Source organism: Mesorhizobium huakuii, from assembly GCF_014189455.1.
In the GTDB taxonomy this organism is placed as follows: domain Bacteria; phylum Pseudomonadota; class Alphaproteobacteria; order Rhizobiales; family Rhizobiaceae; genus Mesorhizobium; species Mesorhizobium huakuii_A.
Genome location: NZ_CP050299.1, coordinates 204365 through 221508 on the forward strand (window position 1 = coordinate 204365; position 17144 = coordinate 221508).

General features: G+C 60.3%; 11 protein-coding genes and 2 pseudogenes. 9 read left to right on the forward strand and 4 right to left on the reverse strand.

All coding sequences use genetic code 11. The features are described from left to right. Positions 1-13: 13 nt before the first annotated feature. From HB778_RS38750 to HB778_RS38785, 8 genes and pseudogenes are all read left to right on the forward strand, one after another. Positions 14-1129: pseudogene (locus HB778_RS38750) on the forward strand (DUF4158 domain-containing protein); the annotation flags it as partial. A gap of 45 nt (positions 1130-1174) precedes the next feature. Next, entirely contained in the window at positions 1175-2806 is a 1632-nt protein-coding gene (locus HB778_RS38755) for an IS66 family transposase (RefSeq protein ID WP_183463841.1), read from the forward strand. Between the two features lie 25 nt (positions 2807-2831). After that, positions 2832-4655 (forward strand): annotated as a pseudogene (locus HB778_RS38760) (Tn3 family transposase); the annotation flags it as partial. A gap of 15 nt (positions 4656-4670) precedes the next feature. Further along, positions 4671-6152: a hypothetical protein gene (locus tag HB778_RS38765; protein WP_244662182.1), complete on the forward strand. Its 1482-nt coding sequence runs from the start codon at positions 4671-4673 to the stop codon at positions 6150-6152. Positions 6153-6379: 227 nt separating this feature from the next. After that, positions 6380-6931, forward strand: coding sequence for a recombinase family protein (locus tag HB778_RS38770; protein ID WP_183454862.1), 552 nt, complete (start codon positions 6380-6382; stop codon positions 6929-6931). Beyond that, positions 6928-7353 carry a hypothetical protein gene (locus HB778_RS38775; RefSeq protein WP_183455382.1) on the forward strand — a complete coding sequence of 142 codons (426 nt, stop codon included), beginning with the start codon at positions 6928-6930 and terminating at the stop codon, positions 7351-7353. Before HB778_RS38770 ends, HB778_RS38775 begins: the two co-directional genes overlap by 4 nt. A 537-nt stretch (positions 7354-7890) precedes the next feature. Beyond that, positions 7891-9477: an NAD(P)/FAD-dependent oxidoreductase gene (locus tag HB778_RS38780; protein WP_183455383.1), complete on the forward strand. Its 1587-nt coding sequence runs from the start codon at positions 7891-7893 to the stop codon at positions 9475-9477. 51 nt (positions 9478-9528) lie between these two features. Then, positions 9529-9933: a c-type cytochrome gene (locus HB778_RS38785; RefSeq protein ID WP_183455384.1), complete on the forward strand. Its 405-nt coding sequence runs from the start codon at positions 9529-9531 to the stop codon at positions 9931-9933. Between the two features lie 642 nt (positions 9934-10575). Here HB778_RS38785 and scpB read toward each other — a convergent pair. From scpB to HB778_RS38805, 4 genes are all read right to left on the reverse strand, one after another. Beyond that, on the reverse strand, positions 10576-11268 hold the full coding sequence (scpB, locus tag HB778_RS38790) for an SMC-Scp complex subunit ScpB (protein WP_183455385.1): 693 nt from the start codon (positions 11266-11268) through the stop codon (positions 10576-10578). 5 nt (positions 11269-11273) lie between these two features. Beyond that, on the reverse strand, positions 11274-12170 hold the full coding sequence (locus HB778_RS38795; RefSeq protein WP_183465779.1) for a DUF1403 family protein: 897 nt from the start codon (positions 12168-12170) through the stop codon (positions 11274-11276). A 12-nt stretch (positions 12171-12182) separates the two neighbouring features. After that, positions 12183-13277: an IS1595 family transposase gene (locus HB778_RS38800; RefSeq protein ID WP_183465780.1), complete on the reverse strand. Its 1095-nt coding sequence runs from the start codon at positions 13275-13277 to the stop codon at positions 12183-12185. Positions 13278-13368: 91 nt separating this feature from the next. Further along, on the reverse strand, positions 13369-13962 hold the full coding sequence (locus HB778_RS38805; protein WP_183465506.1) for a recombinase family protein: 594 nt from the start codon (positions 13960-13962) through the stop codon (positions 13369-13371). Positions 13963-14116: 154 nt separating this feature from the next. Between HB778_RS38805 and HB778_RS38810 the strand changes: the two genes are divergently transcribed. After that, positions 14117-17092 carry a Tn3 family transposase gene (locus HB778_RS38810; RefSeq protein WP_183465396.1) on the forward strand — a complete coding sequence of 992 codons (2976 nt, stop codon included), beginning with the start codon at positions 14117-14119 and terminating at the stop codon, positions 17090-17092. The last annotated feature ends 52 nt before the right edge of the window (positions 17093-17144 follow it).

Here is a 17144-nt window from a genome sequence, read left to right on the forward strand (position 1 = left end):
TTTAGGGATTGGAGTGACGGGTTTGCATATTTCGCGAGAGGATTTGATCGGGCGCTGGAGCCTGAGCTATTCGGATATTGAATTTGTGAACGGCAAGCCGGTCCCGGCGCGACTGGGATTGGCGGTTCAGCTTAAGTTCTTCGCCGCGCACGGCTTCTTTGTACAGGACCATGCCTCGATCCCGGCCGACAGCGTTTCCTGGCTGGCCGAGCAGCTTGGCGTCGGATCTGGCGCCATGACCGAGTATGATTTCTCCGGTCGGACTGCGCGCCGGCATTGTGCCGAGATTTTGCAGTACCTCGGCTTTCGGCGCCTGAAACGGTGCGATCGGGAAGAGCTGACATTATGGATCGCTGGCGAACTGTGTCCGACCGGGCAATCGGTCGGCGCCATGCTCGAGCAGGTTTTTCTGTGGTGCCGGGACCGTTGCATATACGGCCCGTCGCACAAGGAACTGGAACGCCTGGTGCGTTCGCAACGGCAACACTATCTCGACGACTGGTTGACCGGGGTGAGCGCTCGCCTTTCAGCAAGCACGGTCGCATTGCTGGAAGCTTCTATTGCTGAGGCAGACGGCCAGACCGGCTTCAATACGATGAGAGGTGATGCTGGCCAAGCGTCGCTCGACAACATCCTCAGCATGACGGCGAAACTTGCCTTCATTCAGAAACTTGATCTGCCACGGGATATGCTGTCGGCGACCGGCAAGGCATGGGTGGAACAGATTGTCCGCCGTGTCGCCGGCGAAAAGGCCTGGGAGATGCGGCGGCACCCTTCGGCCAAACAAATCGGACTGTACGCAATTTATCTTTCGTCACGGCAAGCGCAGCTCACGGACGCGATGGTCGATTTGCTGCTCGAGACGGTCCACAAGATCGGGACGCGCTCGAAACGCAAGGTGGTCGGCGATATCGCGAAGGATATCGAGCGGGTTTATGGCAAGGAAAGATTGCTGGTTGAGATTGCCAGTGCTTCGATCGACGAGCCCGCGGGGCGCGTCTGCGATGTCATTTTCCCGATCGTCGGCAAGGACAAGCTGGCGGCGATCGTCAAGGAGAGCCAGGCGAAAGGGGCTCTCGACCGGCGCATATATAAGGTGATGCGCTATGTAACCGGGGCAGATTACCGGGCGGTGGGGGTTTGCAGGCGCGTGCTTTCGTGATTCACCCTTTGCGTGACGCTACCACCGACTGATTCGCTTGAAGGCCTGTCGCTCGCGGAACTCCGCGGGCTGGTTTCTGCGCTGATCGGCGAAGTGCGCGGTCTTCAAAGCCGGGTCGAGAGCCTTGAGATCGAGAACCAGGCGCTACGCGCCGAGAACCAGACCCTGAAGGATGAGATCGCCCGGCTGAAGGACCTGCCGCCGCGTCCCCCGGTCAAGCCGACCAAGCCATCGGGCATGGAGAAGGCGACGCAGCCGACATCTGGCAAGGGCAAGCGCCGCCGGCGCGGCGCCAAGCGCGACGGCGGTCGCGTGAGCCGCGAGGTGACGGTTGCGGTGAGCGCTCCTGCGGGCTCTCGCTTCAAGGGGTATGAGACGATCCTGGTGCGCGATCTGGCGTTGTCGGCCGAGGTGGTGCGCTATCGCCGCGAGCGCTGGGTGACACCGACCGGCGAAACGATGGTGGCGCCGTTGCCGGCGGGGATCATCGGCGGCTGGGGCGCGAACCTGCGCCGCTTCATTCTGGCCTGTCACATTCAAGGCCAGGTGACGACGGAGCGGTTGACGGCGTTGTTGACCGGGATCGGGGTCGACATTTCGAAGCGCCAGGTGGTGCGGCTGATTTCGGAGGGCCTGGAGGCCTTCGCGGCGGAGGACCGTGACGTGCTGCGCGCCGGGCTGGCTACGGCGCCCTGGATCACCGTCGATGATACGTCGGCGCGCCACGCCCACCAGGACGGCTACACCACCCAGATCGGCGATCGCCGCTTCACCGCGTTCCGCACCGGGCGATCGAAGTCACGGGAGGCGTTCCTGGCGACGCTGCGTGCCGGGCACAGCGATTACTTCATCAATGAAGAGGCCCTGGCCTATATGCGCGGCCGCAACCTCGCCGGTCCGGTGATCGCGCGGCTGGCGGCTGCGCCGCACAAGGCATTTGCCGACAGCGCCGCATGGCAGGCGCATCTGGCCGCACTCGGCCTCGACCAGCTCGCGGTTGAGCCCAACCCAGTCAGGATCGCCACCGAAGGGGCGATGTGGGGAGCGATCCGCCACCACGGCTTTCTTGGCGATACCGTGGTCGTGTCCGATGATGCCGGCCAGTTCCGCATCGGCGACCATGCTCTGTGCTGGGTCCACGCCGAGCGGCTCGTCCACAAATTGATACCCGTGACCCCGGATCAACGTCAGGCCGTCGACATCATGCGCCAGTTGATCTGGTGGTTCTATCGCGACCTCAAGAGCTACCAGCGTGCTCCTTGTCCGCGCCACGCGGCGGCCCTGCGCGCCCGCTTCGAGCGCCTGTTCAAACGACGAACCGGCTACGTCATGCTCGACCGGCTTCTTGCCAGGCTGCATCGCCGCAAGCATGAACTCCTGCGCGTTCTCGATCGTCCCGAGATCCCGCTCCACACCAATGGTTCGGAAAACGACATCCGCACCTTCGTCACCAAGCGCAAGATCTCCGGCGGAACCGTCAGCGAGGCAGGCAAGAACGCCCGCGACGTCCTGCTCGGCCTGATGAAGACCTGCATCAAGCTCGACGTCTCATTCTTCCGCTATCTCGGCGACCGCCTCGGCATACCAACACAAGAGTCGATTCCGCCGCTCCCGGATCTCGTTAGGCAAGCCGCTCAAGCCTGACTGCCCGGTAATCTGCCCCGGTTACATGCGCTCGTCCTGGGCCAATCATTACCGGCGCATGCTGCCCAGTCTGCTTTCGGTTCTGGAATTCCGGTCGAACAATACCGCGTGGCGTCCGGTGCTAGTGGCGCTGGATTGGATCAGGAGCAAGGTGGATGATGGCTGCCGGTTTGTGCCGATGCAGGATGTGCCGTTTGACGAGGTTATTCCGGCCAGATGGCGCAGTTCGGTCAATGACGATGGCTGTGTGAACCGGATCAGCTACGAGCTTTGCGTCCTCACCCAGTTGCGTGATCGCATCCGCTCCAAGGAGATCTGGGTTGTCGGCGCGGACCGCTATCGCAATCCTGACGACGATCTTCCCAGGGACTTCGAAATCCGGCGTGACGCCTATTACACAGTCCTCAACCTGACCCCGAACGCGCGAGCGTTCACAGCCGGCATTCGCAAGGAGCTTGAGCATGAGTTACTGCTTCTGAACGAAACGATCCCACGAAACGGCAAGGTCCGGCTGCTGTGGCGGGGCGAAAACCGCATATCGATTACACCGTTCAAGCCTCTGCCGGAACCGAAGGGGCTGGAAGCAATCAAGGGCGAGATCGGTCAGCGCTGGTCGATGACAGGATTGCTCGACGTGCTGAAGGAAGCCGCACTCGATACCGGTCTGCTGGAGTCCTTCGAAACATCGGCGTCGAGAGTTGCCCTGTCGCGCGAGGCGCTGGATCGGCGGCTTCTGTTGTGCCTTTATGGTCTCGGCACGAATGCCGGGCTCAAGCGGATCGCCGGCGCAACACCTGATGTCAGCTACGACGAGTTGCTGCATGTTCACCGCCGCTTTATCCACGCGCCGGCGCTGAGGGAGGCGTGCGCGAGGGTTGCAAACGCGACCCTGGCCATCCGCAACGCAGCAGTCTGGGGTGACGCGGGTACGGCGTGCGCATCTGATTCGACAAAGTTCGGAGCGTGGGATCGCAATCTGATGACGGAATGGCATGCCCGCTACGGCGGCCGTGGTGTCATGATCTATTGGCATGTCGAAAAACGTGCGACCTGTGTCTATTCGCAATTGAAACGGTGCTCGTCCTCGGAGGTCGCCTCCATGATCGAGGGCGTGCTGCGTCATTGCACCGATATGGAAATCCAGCGCCAGTATGTCGACAGTCATGGTCAGAGCGCAGTCGGTTTCGCATTTTGCCGCCTTCTCGGCTTTGAACTCGCCCCACGCCTGAAGGCGATAGCCCGTCAGAAGCTTGCCATCCCGGAAGCCTCGCTGCGCACAAGGCTGCCGAATCTCTTGCCGATCCTTTCCAGCGCGATCGACTGGGAGGAGATCGAGCAGCAATATGACGAGATGGTCAAATACACCGCCGCCATGCAGACGAGAACGGCGGACCCGGAGGCCATCCTGCGCCGTTTCGCCCGTGCCGAAGTGATGCACCCGACCTACAAGGCGCTGAGCGAGCTCGGCCGCGCGGTCAAGACGATATTCTTGTGCCGCTACCTTCGCCAGGAGGCATTCCGCCGGGAAATCCACGAGGGGCTGAATGTCGTCGAAAACTGGAACAGCGCTAATGGCTTCGTGTTTTTCGGCAAGGGCGGCGAGATCGCCACGAACCGGATCGATGAGCAGGAGATTTCCGCTCTGGCTTTGCACCTGCTGCAGGCGTCACTGGTCTATGTGAACACACGCATGCTTCAGACCGTGCTGGTGGAACCGAAATGGGCCGCACGGATGGCGCCGGAAGACTATCGCGGCCTCACGCCTCTGATCTACAGTCACGTCAATCCTTATGGCCGTTTCGATCTCGACTTGAATAGTCGGATCGATTTTGATCGGCTGGCGGCATAATTTTTGGAGATACCAATGGTTAAAATTGCTGAATCATGCCTGAATGTTCTCTACCAACATGGGCTGTCGTCGGCGCAGTTCCAGTTTTATTTCGAGAGAGCAAAGCATGATCTTCTGGCCAATGACATGGCCTGCGACGCCATCGTTGCGGAGGTTATGCAGTCCATGGACGATCATCCGGATGTGGCAACCTTGTTCGGATTGCTGCTGGATGAGGCACGAATGGGCATCGAGAATGACAGCCCATATGGAAAGGCCTTCCTGGAAAATGCGGAGAAGGCGATCAAGGCTCGCATTGCTGCGGGCGCTGGCGAGCCGCTTCACGGTTTGAAAATTGCTGGCTTGTATCGGCGTGCCAGTCTGCCCGTGCCAGACATACTGATGCTTGACCCGGTTGGGGAAAGCCCCGCCGAGGAGATCCCGATGCCGGATCTTGATGGCGCGCTTGCCGTTTTAGCGGCAGAAGTTGAAGCTGAAGGCGGCGGCGCGTATGAGTTCTTCAGTGGCCTGGATGAGATGTCGGCAGGAATGCCGGAGGAGTTCAAAGCCGAGTTTGTCCATCATCTGTTGAGCCTCGACAATCCCTTTCTGGAGCGCTGTGCACTCTATTGGCTGGTATCCGGCACATCATTGACGGGAGAGGCCGTGGCCGCCGGCCTACGAGAAAGGCTCATGCGCGGGAAGCTGGAGCCTGAAACCTTATCCTATCTGCCGATCATTCGCGGCTGGCTGTCGGCGAGCGCCGCCCGGGCGGCTATCGATGACATTGGCAAGCTGGCGCTGCGACAAGGTCTCGCTGATGTTTCCAAACAAAACAGGGCGGAGCCGATCGTCAGCGACATCCTGGCGACCACCGCTGACGGGGTCGGAGCGCAAGGCCTAACGATTGTGGGAAAACTGCAAGCCCAGACATTTGTCGCGATGATCCTGTTAAAGACCGGATACGGCATCAAGGATGCCTTTGTCATTCGTTGCCGTTCAAAGCGCGAAGCAACCAGCATCGTCTCTTATGCCCGCCAGGAAGCAAACAGCGTCCGAATAGATCGAATGTCTGCCGAGCTTCTGCTGGAAGCGGCTCTGGCGGATGGGATAGAAAACGGCCATCCACCAGCGCCGGCCTTCATTGACGTCATGGAGGCTTGTAGCTTGAGCCAATTGCGGCCCCAGGAAAGGGATCTGCAGGCTTTGCTGGATCACGTCGATCCGCAAAAGGAAATCCAGAATGCGACAGCGGCACAACTGGATCGGATGCTCCGCAATGAGCCCGCACTGGATGCGCTTGTCCCGTTCACCGACAGCTGGTTTGAAGACACAGGAGAAACACGCGATATCATTCGGGGATCCCGCTCGGCGCGGACTGTTGAAAAAGAATCTGGGCCTTTCTCGAAGGCCGACGAGACATCTGGGCAAGGCGATTTCTGCAAACCGCGATCATTCTCAAATCGGCTAAAAAGGAGCGACTGTCAAAAGCACTGGCAGCCGCAGCCTTTGCACTGATACACAAGCATCCCCTACAGGGCATCCCGCTCATGGAAGATATCGTTATGACCACACTGGATGCAGGCGGTGCACCTTTGTAGTGAATATTTTTGGTATACCCATGGAGAACATCGTCAATGAACGGGTTGCGGCCGTTGAATCCTGTTTATTGTGGGTCGGAAACGAGATATTGAACAACTCGGCATGACAGCACACGCAAATTGAACAGTTAGCATGGTTAGGACATGGCTCGTATCGGATATGCCCGTACATCCACAACAGACCAAAACCTCGCCGCGCAAATCGCCGCGCTCAGGAACGCCGGCTGCGAGGTCATCCGCGAGGAGCAGAAAAGTGGTGCATCACTCGAAGGTCGTCCGCAACTGATGACCATTCTCGACTTCATCCATGCCGGCGAAACTCTTGTCATCACCCGCATCGACCGGCTGGCCAGATCGTTGCGAGATCTTCAGGTGATAGTCGACCGACTCAAGGCCAAGGGCGCGCATCTGGTGGCCACCGAGCAGCCCGTCGATACCTCCACAGCCGCCGGCAAGGCGTTCTTCGACATGCTCGGCGTCTTCGCGGAATTCGAAACTAACCTGCGGCGCGAGCGGCAGGCTGAAGGTATCGCCGCCGCCAGGAAACGTGGCATCTACAAAGGTCGCCCACCGAAGATTGACCGCGCAGAAATCCTGCTTCGCCTCCAAAAGGGTCAGGGACCCAGCAAGATCGCCCGCGATCTCGCCATATCACGTGGCACGGTCTATCAGGTACGCAACGGTGCTTCCGAATGAGCAAGGCCAACCGCATCACCCGTTTAACATCCGCCGCCTGCGAGCAGATTCAGGCCCGCATGCTTGAGGCTTGCAGAAAGATCGCCTCAGATCACGGACTGGTCATCGAAAGTACCGGGTGGCGTGGCCTGGAACCTGGCTTCTCATTCGAACCAGCATTCCGCATCAGTATTCCCGCGCCAGACGGCAAGACGCTCAATCTGGATAAGGAGATGTTCGCCCTGCTGGCCGAACAGTACGGCCTGGAGGCTGCTCACTTCAAACGCGAGTTTATCGCTGGTGGCGAGCGTTTCCGGATCACCGGCATTGATCCACGAAGACCTAAATATCCCATCTCCGTCGAGCGTATCCCCGATCGCCGCGGCTTCAAGTTCACCGCCGACAATGTTGCCATGTTGCTCAAAGCTCAGGTCGAACCCTGACGTTCACCAATCGTTCTTCAACTTGGCCAAAATCCCGGCTTCGAGCCGACAGGGCCTTTCTGCTCGATCGCCAGCCCTCGATCCTGTCCATACCACTCAACGCACACCAACGGCCAACAAACCATTGCAAATGCTCGCAAAAAGAAGCGTTTGTGGACGAAAACTAACTAGTTGAGAAAACTGGCGCACCCGACGCGATTCGAACGCATGACTCCTTCCTTCGGAGCGCCCATCGGCTAAGATTACGAGACTTTAGAGATATGTAATCATTTGTTTTCTGGTCATTTTTACCCGTCGATCATCATCATTACGGGTCGTGTCTCATCAGGTGGTGTAGCTCGGTGGTTACGAAGCCGCTCGCGAGCGTTCTCTTGCAAATCCGGCGCTCGGCGTCACGCGATCGATGGGTGATCGCTTAACAGCGACGCCCGGCGGTCGGCAGGCCGGTAGACAATCGTCTGAGGCCGGTCTACCCCTGACCCGCTGCCCCCGCCCGGTTATTCTCGTCCTTGCGATCCCCCTGAAAGAGTAGTTCCGATGCTTCCTCCCCAACTCAGCCGCCGCGATCTCCTGACCATGATCGGCGCGCTTGCCGGCAGTGAGGCCATGTATCAGGCCATGACGACCCTGGGCTTCGCGCAGGAGTCGCCCTACAAGGGTCCGATCAAGCTGGACGGCGATCCGAAAGGGGCTTCCGTTCTCGTACTCGGCGGCGGACTGGCCGGCATGGTCGCTGCGTACGAACTCAGCAAGGTCGGTTATAAGGTGCAGGTTCTGGAGTACAGGGAAAAAGCCGGCGGTCGCTGCTGGTCGCTGCGTGGCGGCGACAATTACACCGAGCTCGGCGGCTTCGAGCAGGAATGCAAGTTCGACGAGGGTCTTTATATCAATCCCGGCCCGTGGCGTATCCCTTACCATCACCATGCCGTGCTGGATTACTGCAAGCGGCTCGGCGTCAAACTCGAGGCGTTCGTGCAGGTGAACCACAACGCCTACTTGCATTCGGTCAAGGCGTTCGAAGGCAAGCCGCAGCGCTACCGCCATGTCAGCGCGGATTTCAACGGCCATGTCGCCGAGCTGCTTTCCAAGGTGACGAAGCAGGGTGGACTCGACCAGGCGGTCTCGACGGAGGACCGGGAGAAGCTGCTGGAAGCGTTGCAGAGCTGGGGCGCGCTTGACGAAAACTACGCTTACGTCGCTGGCACTCACAGCAGCGAGCGGCGAGGCTTTGATATTGAACCGGGCGGCGGCCAGATGCCGCTGGCCAAGCCATCGCAGCCGATAGGGCTCTCCGACATCGTGCAATCCGGCCTGTGGAGCAGCCTTAGCACTGGCAGTCTCTATGACTACCAGACCACGATGCTGCAGCCGGTCGGCGGCATGGACATGATAGCCAGGGCGTTCGAGAGGGAAGTCGGCAGCCTTACCAAATACAACGTGAAGGTCACGGAGATCGACCAGGACGACGAAAGCGTCACCATCCGCTACGAGGATGCGCGAAAGGGCGGCGAGGCGCAGACCGCCACCGCTGACTGGTGTATCTGCACCGTGCCGTTCTCCGTGCTCAGCCAGATCAAAACCAAGGTGTCGACCGAAACGAAGGCGGCGATTGACAACCTACCTTACGGTGCCGCGATCAAGGTGGGATTGCAGTTCAAGCGCCGCTTTTGGGAAGAGGACGAACACATCTACGGCGGCATCACCTACACCGATCTGCCCAACACGCTGATCTCCTATCCCAGCACCGACTATCACAGCCCGGGCAAGGGCGTGCTTCTCGGCGCCTTTTCATTGGAGGCCTGGGCTTACGAGTTCACGTCGCTGCCGCCGGAAGAGCGCATCCAGAAGGCGCTGGAGTACGGGGCTCAGATCCATCCGCAATACAAAGACGAGTTCGACAACGGCGTTGCCGTCGGCTGGCACCGCGTGCCATGGACGCTCGGCTGCTATGGCGAATGGACCGAGGAGAAGCGCAAGGAACACTATCATGCGGCAAGCTCGATCGACGGGCGCATCGCCATGGCCGGCGAGCACATCTCCTACATGCCGGCCTGGATGGAAGGAGCGATCCTGTCTTCGCTCGATGCGATCGGGCGTCTCCACCAACGCGTGGTCAGCGGCTGACGGCCCGCCGCCAGCCAGCTCGCCCTGATCGCAATCTGGAGACTTTTGGACATGAACCGGATCACCTCTTTCGCCGCCACCGTTGCCGTTGCGGCTTTCGCTGCGTTTCCTGTTTTTGGGCAATCGTCCGACTCGACCGGTTTTGGCAATGCCTCGAAGATCCAACCCAGAGATGGCGCCGGCATTTACGCGGCGATCTGCCGGGGTTGCCACATGCCGGAAGGCGTCGGCGCAGTCGGGGCCGGCAAATATCCGGCGCTCGCCAAGAACGAGAAGCTCGAAGCGGGCGCTTATCCGGTCGTCATGGTGGTCAAGGGTCAGAAGGCGATGCCGCCGCTCGGCTCCTATCTCGATGACGAGCAGGTGACGGCCGTGGTTAATTACATCCGTACCAATTTCGGCAACAACTACACGGATGCGGTGACTGTCGAAGACGTGCAGGCGGCGCGCCCGTAAACCCGGCCTGAACAGGTCATTGCAGGCGCATTACCGGCGGGCGCACGCTGACCTTCCTTGGCTCCGCGGCTATCTCGAACAGGAGTTGGTGCCGCTACGCTCTAAACTCCAGGCCACGAAAGCACTGGGCTGGAAAACGCCCGCTGAGGCGCTTGACGAGTGGTTGCGGTAGGTCAAACAGATTGGTGTTGCGACGACCGGCCTGAATCCGCCCAATTTTCGTGCGCTGCCCATTCCGGTCTTCTCAACCTGCACGGCACCCAGCCAAGCATGAGCCGCGTTGGCACTAGGACAATGCCGAGGCGGAAAACTTCATGAAAACACTGAAGCAGGACGTAGTGCAGGTCCTCAAGCGCCTCCTTCGGGGTTCTCTTCCCCAAGGTTGCAGGCTAGGCCTGAGTCCAGGAACGCCCTAAGATCGAAAAGTCGGGCAACCGAAAGGCGCGGAACGTCAGTGGTCTTGACCGATGCGACCGCTGGATCGATCATCCAGGCATATTTCCCCCACCATTTTCTAGGCAACGCCCCACGCCCGACAGCGTCTCCTCACGTCATCTCGCGAACCCCGAGTCGTAGATCACGTTGAGGACGCCGCGAACTGCGGCCACCGGCCAGGCAGCGTATTATTCATCAGTGCCGACGCTAAGCATGCTCTTCCTCGTCGTCGGATAATCCTGGCATGATATCACCTGCGAGTAGCTTCTCCTTCGAGAGCAGTCCAGCGTCCTCGAGGGCTTCGCAATCCGGCAAGTCGCGCAGCGTGTCGAGCCCGAACTCCAGCAGGAATTCTTTTGTCGTCACGTAGGTGTAGGGCGCGCCCGGCGTCGGGCTACGCGGACCAGAAGCGATCAGCTTCGCGCCGCGCAGATGGCCGATCAGGTCGCGAGAAATCTCTTTCCCAAAAAAGCTCGACAGTTCTCCACGCGTGATCGGCTGGAAATAGGCGATACACATCAGCACCAGCACGTCCGACTGCGTCAGGTCGACGGCACGCCCGTTGCCGCCGCCGGCCGTGCCAAATGCACTGCGGATGGCGTCGGCATAGGCCGGTCGTGTCAGGTGCCGAAAACCGCCGGCGACGGCGACCAGATCATAAGGCCGGCCGCGCAGCTCCTCGCGGATGTCGTCGATGAGAAGGTCGATGCTGCAGCTTTTGCCGACGATGCGGCCGAGCGTTTCGCGGTTGACCGGTTCGCTCGCGGCAAAGATCGTTGCCTCGACGCGGTTCATCCACTCGCGCCAGCGCGCCTCCGGCGGCAGGTGATCCAGCTCCCGATCAACCGGCATTCGCTGGACATCTCTTTCTTCTCGTATGCGTCGTGTCGCTTCCGCCATCGTCTTCACAGTCCGTAGATGCGGAAGGTTGGCCGGCCGGACAGTTCACGCACGGCGCCCAACTCGACCAGCCGGTCGAACAGGCGGCGCAGGCCGCGGTCACTCATCCCGGTCTTTTTGTCCCCGCGCGATGCCACGAGCGCGTCGTCGGACAGGAGTCTTTCGACGACCATGTCCGCCGCCTTGGCCCGGAGTTTTGGAGCGACCACAAGCAGCCGCTCCGCGCGGCGCTCGAGCTCGGCGGAAAGATCAATTGCACGCAACGCGGCGCGCGCCTGTGCGGCAAGCAGACTTTTGGCCAAATCGGCTTCCGTCTCGGCACCCGCAGCCTGGTCGGCAGTCGCCGGTCGACGCGGCCGGCCCTTACCCACTCCCAAAGCCTTCTCCGCACCCAGCAAAGGCACCGCATGCGCCCAACCCAGCCGCTGCGCCAGCAGGGCGTCGGCGAGCCAGGCTCCAAGGGCGCGCCCGAAACCGTGGCGTTCGGCGGCCATGAATGCGCCGGTCAGCATGCCGACCATTCCGGTGCTGGCAGAAAGCCGTCGAAGCTCATCCGCCAGATCGCTGACTGCCTCGTCGTCGCGGGCGTAACCGAACTCTTCCAACATCGCGGCGAGACTTCTCTTCGTGAGAAGCTCCTCGGCGGGCCGGGCTGCCAGCCGGCGCCAGGCGAGCAGCAAAAGACCGGCGGGCCCGACGGACAAAAAATCGCCCGGTCGCGTGAGCAGCACGGCGTCGCGCAATTGGCTTTCATCCTCGACGCGACCGACCTGCTTTGCCGTGACCGCGGCCGCCGCAAGCGCCAGGCGCTGCCGCCAAGCGCCAGCCCACCGCTGCTGCCGACGGACCACCGCATCGAGCGCGCCAATGGTGGGGTCAGAACAAGAGCTGCTCGAAATCATACGCGGCCTTTATCAACCAAAGACAGCTACGGCTGATTTGATGATGATGCCGCCATGCGGGCTTCGGCGCATCTGACGACCCGTGGCGGTGCGAAAAACATTCGTCAATTGCAGCGCAGGCGGCACGCGCGACCACAAGGTTCGCACGCTCTCCCGGCCATGCCGGGTTTTGCGAATGACGTTTCCTGTGACGACGCGCTGCGACCATCGGAAGCCGATCTCGTGGAAATACAGGTCGGCATGCTGCGGGCTGATATGATGAAAGACGCCGGCGATGGTACGGCGGACGCGGGAGTTGAAACCTTCGACCGAATTGACGTGGACGGCGTCCCGGACATACTCACCGCTGGAATGCTTCACGGTCTCGTGCTTGGTAAAGCTCTCACCAATGGCCATGAATGCCTTCCACTCGTCGCTCATCAAATGAGCTCCCAATTCGATCTGCGCTTCAGTGACGCGTTCGCTTGCTCGCGCCGAGAGACTGGTCACGACCGCGGCACGCGCGTCACCGGACGGAGCGCCAGGCGTGACGTCGGTCGGCCGCTGCACCATGGCCATGACTGGCGTTTTGTCCGTATTCGCCTGGCCTTTCCGGCCCCGTCCCGGAGGTGGGTCATCCGGCCGCTTTCGGGGACTTCCCCCGAGATGGAAATGGTCGATCTCAACCGTGCCGACGAGCATGTTTTCCCGCGCCACCATGAGACGCAGTGCATGTCCCATCCGCCAGGCCGTTGGCTGGCTCACCCCGAGCGCCTCGGCCAGGCGCACCGACGACAAGCCCTTGTCGGATTGCAGTAACAGCCACATTGCCTTCAGCCAAACACGCATGGGAAGCTTCGTGGAGTGCAGAGGCGTGTGTGTCGTCACCGTGAACTGGAACCGGCAATCGCCGCTGGAACATTGATAAAGGCCCGGTCGGGCGCGACGCTTGCCGGTATCGCGACCGGCAAGCGCGATCGAACGTTTGTATCCGCAGGCGGGGCAGATCCGGCCATCCGGCCACACCATGCTTTCCAGCAACCGACGGGAATGCTGCTCATCCCGGAAGGCCGCGATCATTTCTTCAACAGTCCGAATGTTGGAAAGCGCTGCAAGTATTTCAGGCATTCTCACCTCCTTCAGACCAGCCCGAAGAATCGCATGAAAAGCTATAGGTCACAAGGATATTGCGGTCTTTGGTTGATAAGGGCCTCATACGCTAAGGTTGAACGGAACGTGAACTGTCGTCTCTGACGCGCATGATGGTTTGTCGGCTGGTTTGGAACTTTCTGGCGAGAGCTGAAACGCTCATCCCGTTGGCCAGCCCTTGAAGAACATCATGCTTCCGCGTTTCGTTGAGCCGCGCTGGTCGGCCAAGGGTCTTTCCTTCTGATCTTGCCCGTTTGAGGCCAGACTGCGTGCGTTCGATAAGCAGATCACGTTCGAACTGTGCGACGGCATTGATGACGTTCATGGTCATTTTGCCAGCGGAGCTTGCGAGATCGACACCACCCAGAGCGAGGCAGTGAACCCGGACACCCAATTCCTCCAGTTTTCCTACTGTGGTGCTCACATCGATGGCGTCCCGACCAAGACGGTCGAGCTTCGTCACGATGAGCACATCCCCGGCTTCGAGCTTATCCATGAGCCGGATGAAGCCCCGGCGCCGCGCAATGGCGATACTGCCGGAAATAGTTTCGGTGACGATGCGACGTGGCTCGATGTGGAACCCGGCGGCCTGGATTTCCTGGATCTGGTTTTCAGTCGTTTGGCCGGTCGTGGAGACACGGACGTAGGCAAAGGTGCGTGGCATAAGCTCGATTCGTCCGAATAGGCTGTCCGAAATGTCGGGCATGTCCGTAATTATGTCAAGCTAATTTGTGGACAGTGCGATTTCACCCTGTACGGAACCGGTCGTTTTCGGACATGCCGGAGGCCATCGGCGCGATGTTGCATGGAGTAAAGAAATGGCCCGGCGGAAGCTTCTCAAAATTCAGGATCGACAGGAGCTGTTCGGCGTGCCAACCGATGAAGACAGTTTGATCCGTCACTATACTCTGTCTCCGGTCGACCGGCTGGAGATCGAAGTGCGCAGGCGAAAACATAACCAACTCGGCTTTGCTGCCCAGCTTTGCATGATGCGATATCCGGGCAGGACGCTCATGGCGGCCGAAATACCGCCGCGGGCAATGCTCAACTATATCGCCGAGCAACTGGATGCCGATCCGGAAAGCTTTAGCTCCTATGCGAGGCGAGAGCCGACCCGACTGGAACACGTCTCGCACCTCCTCGCCTATCTTGGGATGAGAACCGCGGCAGCTCCGGACCGGCGAGCCGCCTTGATGTCCGCAATCGAAACGGCAGCGACAACCGACAAGGGGTCTCCTATTGCCAAGGCAATCGTCACCACCATGCGGGAACGCAATGTGGTGCTTCCCACGCCGGACACCATAGAGCGGATCGGGCTGGCGGCACGCGCCATAGCGCGACGGCGTGCGGAAGCGGCGTTGATCTCCGGCTTTTCCCCTGAGCAGCTTCAGAGCCTCGACGATTTGCTGAAGGTCGATCCTGCAATTGCACAGACGCGGTTCTATTGGCTACGATCGGCCCCGGACGCACCCGGCGCCAGCAACCTGGTCGCGATGATGGAAAGGCTCTCCTTCATTCGCACCCTTGATATCGATCCCCGCCTGCAGGGCCGTATCCATTCCGGACGCTGGGACCAGATGATCCGGGAGGGCGATGTCACGCCGGCTTGGCTTGCCGCTGATTTCAACGCCAGCCGTCGACGCGCGACGATCGTCGCCCAGGTTATCAAGCTCGGCCACAAGCTGACCGACGACGCGATCACCATGTTCATCAAGCTGATCGGCAGGCTCTTTTCCCAGGCCAACAATCGCAAGAAGCAGCGCCATGCCGAAACGCGCAAAGAGACGGCGAAGGTGCTCCGGCTGTTTCTCGATACGATTTCCGCCCTTCAGGCCGCCAACGACAACGATGAGGATGCGATCGAGACGATCAACCGGCACGTCGGCTGGCATCGTCTTTTGCAGGTAAAGCCCGCTCTCGAAGCCATGGTGGAAAATGGAGATCCTGATCCATTGCTTGTGGCGGTGGAGCAATACGCGAACGTCCGCAAATATGCGGCGCTGTTCCTACGGACCTTCGCTTTCCGCTCGGCTCGCCGGAACGATCCCCTGCTTGCGGCGATTGAGACCCTCAAATCCCTCTACGAAGATGGGCGGCGCAGCCTTCCAGATCGGGTTCCGGTTGCCCATCTCGGCGCGACGGCCCGCAAATTGATCTTCAGCGGATCAAAACCTGATCGTCGTCTCTACGAGATTGCCACGCTGGCGGCGTTGCGGGAGCGCCTTCGCTCAGCAGATGTCTGGGTCGAAGGCAGCAGGGCATTTCGCCCGATGGATGAGCATCTTATGCCGCGTCCGGCCTTCTCCGATCTCAAAGAAACCGACCAGCTCGGTCTCGGCGTACAGCGCGACGGGGCGGCATGGCTCGCGCAAATGCAGCAATTGCTCGACTTCAATCTGAAACGCCTCGCACACCGCGCCCGGAACGGCAAGCTTGAGGGTGTCCGTCTCGAGGCCGGAACCCTGCTGGTGACGCCGCTGGCCAGCGAGGTTCCCGCCGCAGCCGAGGAACTGAATCTTGAGCTGAACGACATGTACCCGCTCGTCGAGGTGCCAGATCTTCTCAGAGAGGTGCATGAGTGGACGGGCTTTGCCGACCAGTTCACCCATGTGCGAACGGGCGACATGCCGCAAAACATCGCTGCTATGCTCGCCGGCACCCTCGCGGACGCCACCAATCTCGGGCCGAAACGCATGGCGGGTGCATCGAAAGGGATCAGCGCCCATCAGATCGGCTGGATGCGCATGTTCCATGCCAGGACCGAAACTTATCGGGCGGCGCAGGCAAGCGTGACCGACGCCCATGCGCGTCATCCCCATGCTCTGCTCTGGGGCAATGGAACGACCGCGTCTTCCGACGGTCAATTCTTCCGGGCCAGTGATCGTGCTGCAGGGCGCGGCGACATCAATCTGCACTATGGCAGCGAGCCAGGCACCAAATTCTATAGCCATCTCTCCGATCAGTACGGCTACTTCAGCATCCTGCCGATCAGTCCGACCGAAAGCGAGGCGGCCTATGTTCTGGACGGGCTGTTCGATCATGACACCTTCCTCGACATCGATGAGCATTTTACGGACACAGGCGGCGCTAGCGACCATGTGTTTGCTCTCTTTGCCCTGATCGGCAAACGCTTTGCGCCCCGCCTGCGCAATCTCAAGGACCGAAAATTCCACACGTTCGAAAAAGCCGATATCCATCCGGCCCTCGCGGACCATATCGGCGTGCAGATCAATACCGCGCTCATCATGGAATATTGGGATGATCTGCTGCATCTGGCGGCGTCGATCCGCACGCGCGCCGTTGCACCCTCGACGATTCTCAAAAAGCTGGCAGCGTCACCGAATCCGAGTCAGTTGGCCAAAGCCCTGCGGGAACTCGGCCGTATCGAGCGATCCTTATTCATGATCGAGTGGTATTCCAGCCCGGCCCTGCGTCGGCGGTGCCAAGCCGGTCTCAACAAGGGCGAGGCCGCGCACAAACTCAAGCGTGCCGTCTTCTTCCATGAGCGCGGCGAAATCCGCGACCGATCGTTCGAGAGCCAGGCATTCCGCGCCTCCGGCCTTAATCTGGTCGTCAGTGCCATCGTCCATTGGAACACCGTCTACCTTAGCCGCGCCGTCGCCCATTTGCGGCAGAATGGTCGGAATATTCCCGATATCTTGCTCAAGCACGTCTCGCCGCTCAGTTGGGAGCACATCAATCTCACCGGCATTTACGCTTGGGACGCTGCGCCGGACCTCCCGGAAGGCTTCAGGCCGCTCCGCTTGCCGACGAAATTGCTCTGGGCGGCATAATGTTCATGCTCCGTTCGACCTTAGCGTATGATTCGAGCAGTTCTTGTTCTGA

Coding starts and splice junctions, on each gene's coding strand:
- HB778_RS38770 (WP_183454862.1), top strand. CDS start 6,380: ATGGCTCGTATCGGATATGCCCGTACATCCACAACAGACCAAAACCTC.
- HB778_RS38805 (WP_183465506.1), bottom strand. CDS start 13,962: ATGCCACGCACCTTTGCCTACGTCCGTGTCTCCACGACCGGCCAAACG.
- HB778_RS38810 (WP_183465396.1), top strand. CDS start 14,117: ATGGCCCGGCGGAAGCTTCTCAAAATTCAGGATCGACAGGAGCTGTTC.
- scpB (WP_183455385.1), bottom strand. CDS start 11,268: ATGGCGGAAGCGACACGACGCATACGAGAAGAAAGAGATGTCCAGCGA.
- HB778_RS38800 (WP_183465780.1), bottom strand. CDS start 13,277: ATGCCTGAAATACTTGCAGCGCTTTCCAACATTCGGACTGTTGAAGAA.
- HB778_RS38780 (WP_183455383.1), top strand. CDS start 7,891: ATGCTTCCTCCCCAACTCAGCCGCCGCGATCTCCTGACCATGATCGGC.
- HB778_RS38765 (WP_244662182.1), top strand. CDS start 4,671: ATGGTTAAAATTGCTGAATCATGCCTGAATGTTCTCTACCAACATGGG.
- HB778_RS38795 (WP_183465779.1), bottom strand. CDS start 12,170: ATGATTTCGAGCAGCTCTTGTTCTGACCCCACCATTGGCGCGCTCGAT.
- HB778_RS38775 (WP_183455382.1), top strand. CDS start 6,928: ATGAGCAAGGCCAACCGCATCACCCGTTTAACATCCGCCGCCTGCGAG.
- HB778_RS38785 (WP_183455384.1), top strand. CDS start 9,529: ATGAACCGGATCACCTCTTTCGCCGCCACCGTTGCCGTTGCGGCTTTC.